Source organism: Paenibacillus silvae (assembly GCF_014639235.1).
Taxonomy (GTDB): Bacteria; Bacillota; Bacilli; order Paenibacillales; family Paenibacillaceae; genus Paenibacillus; species Paenibacillus silvae.
Window position 1 is genome coordinate 49,576 of the sequence record NZ_BMFU01000016.1, and the last position, 13,065, is coordinate 62,640.

Below are 13,065 nucleotides of genomic sequence, written 5' to 3' on the forward strand. Positions count from 1 at the left end.
GGGACGAGCAAGCGATCATTCAACTGTTATTTATTGTTCGCCAGTACAGCCTCGGCGTTTTTGCGGAAGGTCTGTGCTGCTTGTTCAGGTGTGATTTTGCCAAAATTCAATTCTTCCACCACATCGGCCAGTGCGGAGATCACCTCTGGTGAGCCTACAGGCGGCGGAGGGCTCATTGGTGAAGCCTTAGGCTCCATGGAAGCTACAAATTCAAATACCTGTTTCGTTGCATCACTCAGCTCAGGGGCAATGGCCTCTTTGATTTTTCCGGAAATTGGCACACCGCGCTCCCCTTTGATCAGCTTGTTGGCTTCTTCATCGTTCACCCAGAAATCAATGAACTTTGCTGCTTCTTCCTTCACTTTGGAGTTGGACGTTACACCCCAGTACATACTTGGCTGCATATAAAGTCCTTTTTCCATATCCGGACCAGGCATTGGCGCGATGGCAAGTGGACGGTTAGCTACCTGCTGCAAGGCAACGAACTGGTTGGACCATTGCCATACACCGATCCCTTTTTCCTTCACCAGATCTGACTCTTCAATGATGCCTTTCGTTTGGTTCGCTACATCCGGTGAAGGTGCAGCCTTCTGCTCGATCATACGCTGCATGAGTCCGAAAAATTGGACAAACAATGAATCGTCATCATACCCAAGCCCGGTGCCTTCCGGGTTATAGAGTGATTTGCCTTTGGTACGCAGGAAGTAGTGGAAGAAAATATCCGGCGCTACGCCGCCATCCAGATACAGTCCCTTCTCTGCAACCTGTTTCCCCAGCGCTTCGTAGGATTCCCATGTCATATTTTCCGGCATGGCATCAACGCCAGCTTTCTTCAGCAGGGCCGGATCATATTGAAAGCCAAGCACGTTAACCCCGGCAGGAACACCATACTGTTTGCCATTGATTACACCTGTACTGATGACATTCTCGGCCACATCATCCACCTTGATCTGGTTGCCCAGATAAGGGGCGAGGTCCTCAAGCTGGCCGTTCTGTGCATATTGGCTGATGTAAGAAATATCCATCTGGATAATGTCAGGCAACTGGTTCGCTGCAGCTTGTGGAGCAAGCTTTTTCCAGTAATCGTCAAAAGAAGCATATTCCACGTCAATTTTGACGTTTGGATTTTTCGTTTTATACAGGTCGATGACCTTCTGTGTGTATTCATGCCGTGTATCGGAGCCCCACCAGGCGATACGCAGATTCACCGATTCATCCTTGCTGCCTGCCCCTTGCTCACTGCCTCCACCTGAGCTGCACGCTGCTGTAAAAACAAGTAGCGCAGCCATCATCAGGAATATTGCCTTTTTCACCATGCCAATCTCCCCTTTTATGTTGATATGGTTGTGTGATCGGGTTATCTCCATCCTGTTGATGATATGCTGATAACGCTTTCACAAACTTGATATTGTCATTTTCGCAAAAGTCCGCTTCAAGTTGAATACACAAAACCGTCTTGTTGGTTCAAAAAACAGAGGAGGACATCTCTGACGCTCCAGGCATCAGTTGTCCTCCTCCATAAACAGGCATCATCCTTGCCAGTTCTTTGTTATATGCCGAATTTCCGAAATTCGGTTGGTGTCATTCCAGTCCATTTTTTGAACACCTGACTGAAGTACTGCGAGTTGCCTCCAAACCCGAACAGCTCTGCCAGCTCAAACACCTTCACATCCCCGCCTCTGCGGATATGTTCACATGCCCGTTCAATCCGCATACGATTAACGTAATTCGAGAAGTTTTCACCCGTTACCTTTTTGAAAATTTTGCCGAGGTAGTCCGGGTTCATGTATAACATCTGATGGGCTACACCACTCAGAGACAGGTCTGCTTCTCCATAATGGCGGTCTACAATATCCATCATTTTCTCCACGGCTGATGACTGGCGGCTGATATGATTTTTGTAATAACCTGCCGTTAACCTTGCAGCGCTGTCGGCTACAAATGTTTTCAAGGCAGGCAATGTGTCCATATGCGTCAGCTCTGTCATCCGCTGTGTAAAATCGGTAGCCTCCTCGGGCGGGCACACCTGAATCATGGCCGAGTATAACTGCACGACGTAAGCACGTGTCACCTCGGTATCCAGCTTCAGTTCTTTCAGCTGCTCGAACAAACGCTCCACCTCGGCGGCGGCTTCCTCCGTGTTGCCGGATTTAATCAGCTGGCACAGCTGCTCGGCATCCCGCTCTATATGCACACCGCTGCACTCCCCTGCCAGCACGACGTCATTTTTCGTAATCAGCTGGCCCTCACCGATGAAAAAACGATGATTCAAATATTGTAGCGCCTCACGGTACAGTCGCCGGGACTGGATCATATGGTCCGCTTCACTCAGCGCAGCGGTAACCTCTAATTTGTATAAACGGATGAACGCCTGCCGAACCGTTTCAATACGTTCATGAAGCTCAGGCAGATCTGCCGAATCTGCCAGCACTATAAGGAGCTTCCCTTCAATCGTTGTGCTTAACAGTACACCTGGAAGCAGGTCGGCCGCTATATTTTTGATTGCAAACAAGTGACTGTAATCATGCTCTTCCACAATGCGAAGCAGCAGCAACCGTACGCTTTTCTGCTGCAGCTCCAGATTGAACAGCTCCTGATAGTATTCCAGATCCATCGGACCATAGGTGCGGTTGGTCATAAACTCCAGCAAAAACTGCTCCTTCACATGAGGCAGCACCCGCTGTAAACGCTGCTTGATCTCTCCTGCCGCATGCTCCTTCACCTGTGCATCCTGACGCTCCTGCAAGAGCTCGATCAAGGCGTCATGAATCTGGTTTTCGTTGCAGGGCTTGAGCAGATAATGCTTGACGCCATACTGCATTGCTTTGCGAGCATACTCAAATTCCTTGTAGCCGGACAGCATGATAAAACGTACCGCCGGATAGGCCTCGGATGCCTTCTCGATCAGTCCCAATCCATCCAGACCCGGCATGGAAATATCCGTAATGATGATATCCGGCTTGGCGCTTTCGATTTTCCCCAGAGCCTCCACACCGTTTCTTGCTGTATCCACCAGTTCCGTGCCCGCGGCCGCCCAGTCAACCACCTGGGAAATCCCCTCCAGTATGACACGTTCATCATCTACGAGCATTACTTTGTACATCGTCATCGTCCTCTCTGATCCAAGGTATGCTGATCGATACTACAGTTCCTGATCCGGGCGTGCTGTGTATGCTCATGATGCCCTTGTCGCCAAAGGTCAGCCTGAGACGCTCCTGAATATTGGCAAGTCCTATGCCCTGCCCTCTGGTCTGAATCTGCCCTTCCCGCAAGCGCTCTATGAATTCGGAGGTCATGCCCGGTCCGTTATCCTCGACCTCGATGCAGACGTGATTCCCCTCAGCTCTGGCGCGAATTTGAATCTGACAGGGCTCGATGCTGGGCTCAAGTGCATAATGAATAGCATTTTCCACAAGCGGCTGCAGAGTTAATTTGGGAATGCGGGCCGTCCCGACCTCTGGGGCAATCTGCATATCAAAATCCAGCCTCTCCTCGAACCGGGTACGCTGAATGGTCACATAGCTGCGCACAATCTCCAGCTCCCTCTCCAGCGTAATCCACTTCTCGGACATATTGACCGAGCTGCGCAGCAGGAACCCAAGAGCCTCGACCATCTCCGAGATTTGATGCTGCTTCTGCACTTTGGCAAGCCAGTTAATCGACTCAAGGGTATTGTATAAAAAGTGCGGATTAATTTGCGCCTGAAGCGCTTTCAATTCCGTTTCTCTTATGACGAGCTGCTTCGCATAATTCTCATCAATCAGCTCTCGTATCCGCTGCAGCATCATCTTGAAGGTGCGATGCAGCAGTCCGACTTCATTTTGCGGAGAGACGGGAATGTTGCCAAGGGCCGCCGCCTCCAGCTTATCGAGGTCTCCCTTTTCAATATTACGCATCTTCTTGATTAATTGGGCAATCGGATGGGTGATACTGCGAGAAAATTTGGCTCCGAACACCAGAGCCGCCAAAAAGATCATAATAAAAATAACGATCACCAGCTGTTTTACAAACTGGATCTGCTTAAACATCTGATCAAACGGCGTGGTATATAAATAATTCCAGCTCGTGTAGGAAGAATGTGCTCTTGCCACAAAATACTTCCCCTGCTCTAACGTGGCAATTCCATAAGGCTGCGTCCGCTTCAGCTCCGATGCGATCTCGGCCTTGCTAACAGTTGATTCGGTGGGATAGATCACCTCCGTGCCGTCAACGATCAGCAGTTGGGAATCCTCGGCCGGCTCCTGCATCTGATCCTGAACGATGCGGTCCAGCCGCACACGGATAATCAGCGTGCCGAGCTTCTCCAGTGTAAACGCCCCGCCAGTGAAGGATTTCACCTGCCTGACGGACAGCAGCCTCGCCTGCTGATCACCACTGGCCTGCCATACGTTGGAGCCGGCATACTGCTCGCCCAGCGAGATCAGTTCCTTTTGCTTCGCAGCTGAAATGCCTTCCCGGTTGCCAGCCGCCATCACATTGTTATCGTTGTCGATAAAAATCATGGAGTACACGTATTTCTCGGAACCGGCGTAGGCGACGAGGCGATTTGTTATCTTTTTGCGCAGACCATTTCGCTCGTATCCACTTTCGGCCTTCTCCAGTTGCAGCAAATACTGCTGCAGCGGCTCATCCGACATCACCTTGAAGGACAGATTGGATAACTCACGCAGCTTGTTTTCGATGCCGACAGATGACATATTCAGCACCTGTGACGACTTTTCATAAATCTGACGGTCATAAATATTCAGTACGTACTGCATGACAGAGAGGTAAAAAGCAAGGCTGATCAGCATCAAAAAACCGATGAGCAGCATCGTTTTGTGATGAATGGGCATTGTCGTGAAAGCGTTTTTAATTTTGTTCACTCAGGAGCGCTCCTTTGCTTGGCGAAGGGTGCGGTTATAGCATGGGTGGATGTGCTGGGCGATGACTACAGATATTATTAGTGTGATTATGATTCTACCGTGCCTCTAACTGTATTTGTGCCTTCAGTCAGGATAAGATTGTAGATTGGAGTATGAATGCAACTTCAGCGGCAATTGTGCTTCAATTCCGTTTGAGAACGCAACAGTGAATTGACTTCAGTCTGGATGCGACTGTGCCATAATTTAATGGACTCCGATCGTACTTTATACTTTGATTGTGACTGTGACTGCGACTATAACTATAACTGCAACTATAACTTTAGCTACAACTATAACTGCAACTACAGTAGTTCCATGAGTCTGTCTTCACTGTAACTACGATTACAACCTTGATCCTGAACACTATTGTTTTGTCACCATGATGAAGTTCACGATGCTGACCATAGCTTCATATTCACTGTAAGTTATTTTCATATTTACACAACCATGGGCAGATGACAAGTCATAATTATGCAACATAATGAGTCATTGGAGAAGGTAGACTGCTTGAATACAGGATGCCAGAAAGTTTCCCGCAGGCATGCTGGGGGCACGTCAAGAAAAAGTGAGGATCAGGGGGCGAAAAGGCGGTAAAGAGGCACTTCAGTGGGTTTCAAGATATGCCCTGATATGCAACGCTCTTCTATCAGAAGAGTTACAAAGCTTTAGTGCAGCCTCGCTTGGTGCTGAGATAGTTATTTGCTTGGAACAGCGCCGTATGTAAGTTACTTGTGAAACAAGTAGTCTCGAAATCTGGCTGGTGTACACTCCCTTTCTTGATTATGCATCAATTACATGAGGCTTATAGGAATTCAGGAGGAACATCAACGACCAACCAGTATCCCAGCAACGCTAACGATCCCCACAGACCTTATTCTGCTGTTTAGTCGAGGTTACACATTCTAACGATTCCTAGCGACGCTATTTCACCCAAATACAGCTAAAAAAAGGGGAAATTGAGGAATTTCACATCAATAGCGTTACTACGATTCGTTAGAATTTCAAAAGGCCCATTTGGGGCGAAATAAGGCTTCTGGGAATCGTTAGCGACATCCACCGCATTGAACTCCCTATTTCCGATGACAACGTTACGACGGCAAAAAAAAGTGACGAGGCAGGAGCGATTCCTGCTTCGTCACTTGGATAACACTTTCGGTGAAGGAGTCCCCTTTCGCGGCTTCGTTCTATACCTCTCCGCTCACAAGGTCACCCTGTACATTTACAGTACATTCACCTTACATTTACTATACATTTACTATACATCCACGGTCCATTTTCCTGCTCTTAGTTATACATTTCAAGCAATGCTCTCGCAGCACTGCTTAAATAACTTTGTTACGGATTCACAAATACCGTTTTGAGCTTTGCCACATACTGCACGTCAAAGCCCAGGCCCTCGGCTACCATTGCTACGGGCACATAGGTTTTGGATTCCTTGCCAACTTTGTTCAGGAAGGCAGGTGTATCCACTGCAACAGATGCTCCGTTCACGATCACGGACTTGGCGCCCATCTTCACAGCTACCTTGCGGTCACCGTAGGTAATGGTTGCTGTAGACGTTTTGTTATCCCATACCGTTTTCGCACCTACCGCGTTTACAATGTCTTGAATAGCTACGAAGTTTTTGCCGTTACGGATAATCGGCTTGTATGGAGTGTTCAGCATTTTACCGCTCACAATAATGTTCATCGGTTCACCTGCGGCTGGCGCAGCCAGTTTCGTGTATTCGCCCCAGATCGTTTTGGCAAAGACTTCAGCGATAGCAGCATATCCGTATTGATTTGGATGAAAGTCACGGTCTTTGATCATATGTGTCATCGTGCCTTCACCGCCCACAAACTCCTTGGCTACATGAGCGACTTTTACGTCTACGTCTTGTGCCGCAAACTTAGCTGCAATGCCGTCAATCGTTTGTGTGAAGCTCTCGGAAGTCTGCATAAGCTTGGTATACAGCTCTTTACCCGCTACCTCCGGCATCGGCTGATACTGATCGGCAATAACAATTCGGGCGGATGGATTGATAGCATGAATATCTTTCATAATTGCAGTCACATTGGTTGTATATGTGGACAGCAGTTCCTCCACTTTCTCTTGAAGCTCCTGGTCACTCATGGTATTCGCTGTACCAAGCAGTTCAGAAACGTCATTGCCACCAATCGTCATCGCAACGAGATTGGCCTGTGCTATGCTTTCACGGATGGCAGCTGTGTTTGTACCAAACTGTCCAGCTCTCGGATCGGGCAGGTTAGGCTGAATTTCATCAGCAGCAAGTGTTCTGCCTGCGTTAATAGCATCCGTAAAGTTTTTCAACCCACTGGTTTTAAGTCCGGCGATGCCGAAGTTATCAACCTGTGTACGTCCATGAAGCAAACCCTGCTCCTGCAGCCGCTCCACATAACCGTACGGCAGTGTTGTCATCTTAGGCTCGTAGCCTACAGTAATGGAGTCACCCAATGTAACAATGCGGAACTCTTTCGTCGCGGCCACCGAATCTTTCTTTGGTGCTGTATTCGATGTTTCGTTTGAGGCGACAGGTAATACAGCCGTTTCAGCATCAGCAGCATGTGCCGGCAATGCGGACGATGTGAACAGCAGCATGCCTGCCAGCATACTGGCAGACAGACCTGCAGCTGTGTTTTTCCAAATCCGTTTACGCTTCATTCTTGTGAACACTCCTTATAATTAAATCTATCATTTACACGATAATATAGTACATCCATCACTCCGATGACATATGCCTGTGTTCCTCTATTCTATCACCTTGATTACGGCCCTGTCTTCTCTCCACTATGCTTGCACCAAAAAACAGACTCCCCTTTGCCGGGAAGCCTGCCTTTGATCAAAGATACTTCATGTAAGAGAGCATATTACTGCGATTGGTCGTCTGTCTCTGCCTCTGCTTTCTGCTTGGCAGCACGGTCCAGATACCGATCATAACGGTTATCCAGTTCACGAGCCATCGTACGGAACTTTAACGTTTCTTCAACGATCGGGTCCCGTTCTGTCTGAATGCGGACCTCGTATTTCGGAGGAATCAGCTGACGTTCCCGCTCTTCAGCATCGCCGGAAGCTTCCATGTCTCCTTCTGTCAGCATATCGCTAAGCCGCCGTTCCAGTTCTTTGGATTCATCCATCGTTATTCGCTCCTTCAATCAATTTACTCCAGGCCTGTAGCCTTGGCTTCCTTCAGCACACCCGTCAACGCATCATGAACCTTGCCATTGCTGGCAACGATATGGTTCACCGCCAGTGTATAAGGTGTTCCAACAGTATCCGTAACCTTACCACCGGATTCCGACACCAGCAGTGCTCCCGCGGCAATATCCCACGGCTTGAGGCCAACTTCCGTATAGGCACTCAGACGTCCTGCGGCAACATAAGCCAGATGAATTGCAGCAGAGCCCCCTGCACGCAGATTACGAACCTGCGGAGCCAGAGCCTGTACAGCAGCCATATTGAGCGGCAGCGCAAAGGTGGTATCTGCCGGGAAGCCTACCGCCACGAGGCTCTGTGCCAGTGTTTCTTCGCCCGATACCGTCATCCGGTTCCCGTGCACGTACGCTCCTTTTCCTTTTTCCGCAACAAATAATTCATCACGGGAAGGGTCATAGATGACACCAACAATGACTTCGCCCTTATGAGCGAGCGCAATGGATACCGAATAGAATGGGAATCCGTGCACAAAGTTGGTCGTGCCATCTACCGGATCAACAATCCAGAGGTACTCTGCCTCTGCTGCTTCGTTCAGTGCTCTTGCTGAAGCTTCAGGCCCTGGTTCAACGCCCTCTTCCCCCAGAATCGTGTGCTCTGGAAAATGGGTCAGAATCAAGCGGCGAATCATCTGCTCTGCCCCTTTATCCACTTCGGTCACCAGATCCTGCGGAGAATACTTGGTTCCCAGCTCACTTACCGTGCCCAGACGGCTCTTGATCCATTCGCCTGCCTTGGACGCGGCATTAATAGCAACGGCAGTATAGCTTTTGCTTGTCACGACATAAGGTACCTTTTCCTTTTCATTCAAAGCGTTCACTCTACTTTCTATATCAATCTACGAAAAAGTTAAAATACTTGTTAAAAGTATACGCCTGAGCCATCGTAAAGTTTCTTGCTGCCCAGGCCCCTTTTGGCTTCATGGCTGGATGCGAACGGTAGACTCGTCCACCCACTCCACACCTTCATTCTGATAGAACGCCAGCTTCTGCATCAGCTGCACCAGAGCTTCATCCTTGCGTTTCGCCTCAATCATCACATCAAGGGCTGGAGTATACGCTGCAATATGACGGAGAAAATCAAGCACTGGCTCCACCTCGACTCCGTCCGCATGACCCCGCAGGTCCTTCTCGCTCTTCGGGCTGGAGACATGAATTTTCGGGGCTAACGGCTGGTCAGCAGATGCGTCGGCCTGTGCAAGCGGTGATTGCCAGGTATGCAAAATATCGGGCCACAGCTCCCATGGCTGCTCGCCTTCGTTATTTACCCACTGGTGGTGAATATCCAGCACCATCGGCAAGCCGAGGTTCTGGCATACGGCCAGCGTCTCGGGTGCATTAAACGTTTTATCATCGTTCTCCAGTGTCATCCGTTCCTGAATATCCCGGTCCAGCTTCATAAAGTTTTCTTCAAAACGCTGCGCAGCCGAAGGCTTGTCTCCGTACGCACCGCCAATATGGATGTTGTTCTTCGCAGTTGCATTCAGCCCCATAGCATCCAGCATGCGAACGTGATGACGCAGATCCTTCATGGAGTTGCGCAGCACCTCTTCGCGAGGGGTACTCAGTACGGTAAAATGATCCGGGTGAAAGGACACGCGCATTTGATTTTCCTTCACAAAGTCACCAATCGCTTCGAAATCCGGCTTCAGTGCCGGGAACGGGTCCCAATCACTCAGGTCCTCATGGGTTGCGAGTGGAATTAATTTGGACGAGAAACGATATACATGAATATGACTGCCTTTATTATGCCTGAGCAAACGTAACGTATTGTGCAGGTTCTCAGCTGCAATGCGCTCCAGCTTGCGAATCGCTGCTTCCCTGTCTCCGATCTTGTTAAAGCTGGCCATCGTCATCGTCCGGGAAGGCGAAGCATTCTCCACCAGCACCGACATTGCCACGTAACCGAAACGTACAAGCATGGATTTCTTCCTCTCTGTTTAGAGCAGACAGACCTCACGGATATAGACAGCCGCAGAGATAAGCCGACTCGGTATATAACCAAGTTTTACCCTAAACAAGGGACCATAATCGTATGTTTGAAAATCCATCCAGTCGTTCTGTTTGAGTGACTACTTTCATATAGACGGGCTATGTTCGATAGATGAGCTGTGTTCCCTGGGCTGTAACGTTCTCCTGGAGATGGCTCTATTGGCAGCACCGCTCGGTACGTTCTGTGATCAGACTACTCCTGAGCTTGCTCTCCGAAAAACATTTCGTCCGCAAGTGCGGTCTGGATACGTGATTCTTCCTCGGTAAGCTTGCGAATGAGCTGCATCTCCACTTCCGTCACTTCCTGGTTCTGAAAATTGATCTCCGCAATGGAAGCCACAATCTTCACAATCGCCACCGCTACGTTATCCGGGGTGTATGCAATGACTTTCTGCCCGGTTGGAAACACCCGGAAGCCTTGTTTGACCATTTTGCCGCGGCCGTATTCCAGCAGTTCGAAGAGTTCTTGCTCGCTTTTGAATTTGCATACTGAATTAAACTCTGTCTGAAAACCCATGCTCATTCCTCCTGATATGCTGATATTGGACTCTTGCCTGGATATTCGGATCGTGCAGGCTATGCCTGAACACCGTTCTCGTAATTCAGCGCCTGCTTGCGGTTATACCGCTCCAGACCCAGCTCGATCATGCGATCCAGCAGTTCTGCATACGACACACCTGTCTCGCGCCACAAGAGAGGGTACATGCTGTACGGTGTAAAGCCCGGCATCGTGTTCACTTCATTGATTAGCAGTGCTCCATCCGATTTGCGAATGAAGAAATCTGCACGGGAAATGCCGTTACCCTCGATGGCACGGAACGCCTGCAAGGCCGCTTCACGAATACGATCGGCTGCTTCAGGGTCCAGCGGTGCAGGAATCAGCATCTGTGACTGTCCATCAATATACTTGGCTGCATAGTCGTAATACTCACCCGAGGATACAATCTCGCCCGGAACCGATGCCATCGGTTCATCATTTCCGAGAACGCTGACCTCAACCTCGCGTGCTTCCACAAATTCCTCAATGACAACTTTGGTATCATACCGGAGTGCAAACTCGATCGCTGTTTTCAGTTCATCGCGGTTACGCGCTTTGGAAATGCCCACACTGGAGCCAAGGTTGGCCGGTTTAATGAAACATGGATAACCCAGCTGATCCTCGACCTGTACGATCATTTCATGTTCGGTCTGCTTCCATTGTGTGGCGTTAAAATACGTGAAGGCACACTGGTCAATACCAGCCTGGGCGAACAGCTTTTTCATGACCACTTTGTCCATGCCGCCTGCCGAAGCCAGCACGCCTGCACCCACATACGGCATATCCGCCATCTCAAACATGCCCTGGATCGTGCCGTCTTCACCAAACGTGCCGTGCAGCAGCGGGAACATGATGTCCAGCGCTTCCGCTCCACCGTATAAACGTGCGAATAATGCATTCAGCGCGTCCTGTGTGCCCCCTGCCGAGCTTTCCAGCTTCAGATCTTCAATGCGTGCAAAGGGTGCATGCATTACCGCTCCTTTTTTCCACGTCCCCTGCTTGGAGATATAAAAAGGAACCAGTTCATACTTGTCATAATCAAATGCATTTGTTACAGCAAACGCCGTTTGCAGCGACACCTCATGTTCGCCCGATTTTCCGCCGTATACGACGCCTACTTTTAATTTATCCATACTCATGCGTAACCTCCGATTATATCTGTACCTGATGCTGTCTGCGCAGCCAATACGGGCAATTGCCCTGCTGCTTCCGGTCTCTGTTCTTATTTTACACGGAACGGGCTGTCTGCGTCACCGCATCCCGCAAATCTTTCACTCTCAGAACTCGTCTGCAATATGAAAAAGCCGATACACCGTGCGTTCTGTCCAGGCATACGAATCCCGGTAATCCCAAAAACGGTGGCGGCTGCTCACGGTATGTGCGTTCACCAGCGGCATGCCACCCGCATCAAAAGCGGTAACCACCGTGCTGTGCTGAAATCTCCCGTCGCCATCCCAGTCATAGAAAATGACATCACCGAGCATAAGCTGCTCGGGTCGATTCACTTCGGTCGCTGTCAGCCCCCAGCTGCTGCCGGACAAATATCTGGCCAGACTGTTGGACACAGCCCAGCTGTAACTCCACATTTCCGAGCCACCCACGTACCCTTTATACCACCAGCCCGCTTCTCTTCTACCAGTATAGTGGATGGGTGCTTCCCCTGCAAAGAGACACTGGGACACGTAATTCGTGCAATCCACGTCGAATTCTTCAAAGGCCGGATTGCCCGCATTCCACCACCGATCCGCATAAGCTACAGCCAGATCCCGGCGATAGATCTGTCGTCTCGCACTTCGGCCCTGACCCAGCACCTCGCGGTTCAAGAGCGGACGGTTCACCGCCTGTACAAAATCGGCCTGCTGGTACGGCTGCCCTTCCCCAGCAGGTCTGCGTTCAGGAACCTCACGCTCCACACGAGCAATGCTCCATTGTCCATTTTCACGCAAAAAGGTTAAACGCTCCCGCTCGATTCGATCCTCCCGGTGAGTGATGCCGCTCTTCTCATAGAACAGCCTGCTGTACAGCTGCACCTCCGCTACCGCTTCGTCAGGCCCATCGATCAGTGTGCGCACAAGCTTGGCACTGGTCTCGCTGCGAAGTGGCACGGCGCGCCGTTTGCGATACCATTCATCCAGCCTTGCCATGCGTTCCCCCCGTTCAACCACAAATTCGGGATCGGTCACGATTCGTTCACTCGTCTGTGGACGGTAATCGATCTCACAGCGGTTATACTGGTTGACGTACGTATACAAGGCACTCTTCCATTCGCGTTCCAAGCTTGTGTCCCCCTTTGACATGAGTTCGGATCTGGATTACCCGTATTTTGGATAAATGCAATTCGCTAATCCGACGAACACTCTCACTGCTCAATCGATACAGTAAGCTCCTATTATTCATATGAAGGGGACCTAGTTTGTATGTA

At 49.8% G+C, this 13,065-nt stretch carries 10 protein-coding genes; all 10 read right to left on the minus strand.

Annotated elements, in window-relative coordinates:
• Positions 1-26 precede the first annotated feature (26 nt).
• Positions 27-1,316 (minus strand): ABC transporter substrate-binding protein, encoded by a 1,290-nt coding sequence (locus IEW26_RS27200; RefSeq protein WP_188594671.1) that lies wholly within the window; start codon positions 1,314-1,316, stop codon positions 27-29.
• 233 nt (positions 1,317-1,549) lie between these two features.
• Positions 1,550-3,103 carry a response regulator transcription factor gene (locus IEW26_RS27205; protein ID WP_188594672.1) on the minus strand — a complete coding sequence of 518 codons (1,554 nt, stop codon included), beginning with the start codon at positions 3,101-3,103 and terminating at the stop codon, positions 1,550-1,552.
• Positions 3,078-4,865 carry a cache domain-containing sensor histidine kinase gene (locus IEW26_RS27210; RefSeq protein ID WP_505846342.1) on the minus strand — a complete coding sequence of 596 codons (1,788 nt, stop codon included), beginning with the start codon at positions 4,863-4,865 and terminating at the stop codon, positions 3,078-3,080. The genes IEW26_RS27205 and IEW26_RS27210 overlap by 26 nt, the downstream gene beginning before the upstream one ends.
• A gap of 1,374 nt (positions 4,866-6,239) precedes the next feature.
• Positions 6,240-7,565, minus strand: a complete 1,326-nt coding sequence (locus tag IEW26_RS27215; RefSeq protein WP_188594673.1) for an SGNH/GDSL hydrolase family protein — start codon at positions 7,563-7,565, stop codon at positions 6,240-6,242.
• A gap of 206 nt (positions 7,566-7,771) precedes the next feature.
• The gene (locus IEW26_RS27220) at positions 7,772-8,038 is read right to left on the minus strand and encodes a hypothetical protein (protein ID WP_111272122.1); all 267 of its coding nucleotides are present in this window, start codon (positions 8,036-8,038) and stop codon (positions 7,772-7,774) included.
• Positions 8,039-8,061: 23 nt separating this feature from the next.
• Positions 8,062-8,925: an inositol monophosphatase family protein gene (locus IEW26_RS27225; RefSeq protein WP_221443974.1), complete on the minus strand. Its 864-nt coding sequence runs from the start codon at positions 8,923-8,925 to the stop codon at positions 8,062-8,064.
• 108 nt (positions 8,926-9,033) lie between these two features.
• Complete coding sequence (gene uvsE, locus IEW26_RS27230) at positions 9,034-10,035, minus strand: UV DNA damage repair endonuclease UvsE (protein ID WP_111272124.1); 1,002 nt, start codon at positions 10,033-10,035, stop codon at positions 9,034-9,036.
• Positions 10,036-10,298: 263 nt separating this feature from the next.
• Positions 10,299-10,622: a hypothetical protein gene (locus IEW26_RS27235; RefSeq protein WP_110899160.1), complete on the minus strand. Its 324-nt coding sequence runs from the start codon at positions 10,620-10,622 to the stop codon at positions 10,299-10,301.
• Positions 10,623-10,681: 59 nt separating this feature from the next.
• The gene (locus IEW26_RS27240; RefSeq protein ID WP_145406314.1) at positions 10,682-11,782 is read right to left on the minus strand and encodes a D-alanine--D-alanine ligase; all 1,101 of its coding nucleotides are present in this window, start codon (positions 11,780-11,782) and stop codon (positions 10,682-10,684) included.
• A gap of 138 nt (positions 11,783-11,920) precedes the next feature.
• Positions 11,921-12,919, minus strand: a complete 999-nt coding sequence (locus IEW26_RS27245) for an amidase domain-containing protein (RefSeq protein WP_373288588.1) — start codon at positions 12,917-12,919, stop codon at positions 11,921-11,923.
• Positions 12,920-13,065: the final 146 nt, after the last annotated feature.

Excerpts from the sequence above, each read along its gene's own strand:
- IEW26_RS27200 (WP_188594671.1), bottom strand. The coding sequence starts at position 1,316 with ATGGTGAAAAAGGCAATATTCCTGATGATGGCTGCGCTACTTGTTTTT.
- IEW26_RS27205 (WP_188594672.1), bottom strand. The coding sequence starts at position 3,103 with ATGTACAAAGTAATGCTCGTAGATGATGAACGTGTCATACTGGAGGGG.
- IEW26_RS27215 (WP_188594673.1), bottom strand. The coding sequence starts at position 7,565 with ATGAAGCGTAAACGGATTTGGAAAAACACAGCTGCAGGTCTGTCTGCC.
- IEW26_RS27220 (WP_111272122.1), bottom strand. The coding sequence starts at position 8,038 with ATGGATGAATCCAAAGAACTGGAACGGCGGCTTAGCGATATGCTGACA.
- uvsE (WP_111272124.1), bottom strand. The coding sequence starts at position 10,035 with ATGCTTGTACGTTTCGGTTACGTGGCAATGTCGGTGCTGGTGGAGAAT.
- IEW26_RS27235 (WP_110899160.1), bottom strand. The coding sequence starts at position 10,622 with ATGGGTTTTCAGACAGAGTTTAATTCAGTATGCAAATTCAAAAGCGAG.
- IEW26_RS27240 (WP_145406314.1), bottom strand. The coding sequence starts at position 11,782 with ATGAGTATGGATAAATTAAAAGTAGGCGTCGTATACGGCGGAAAATCG.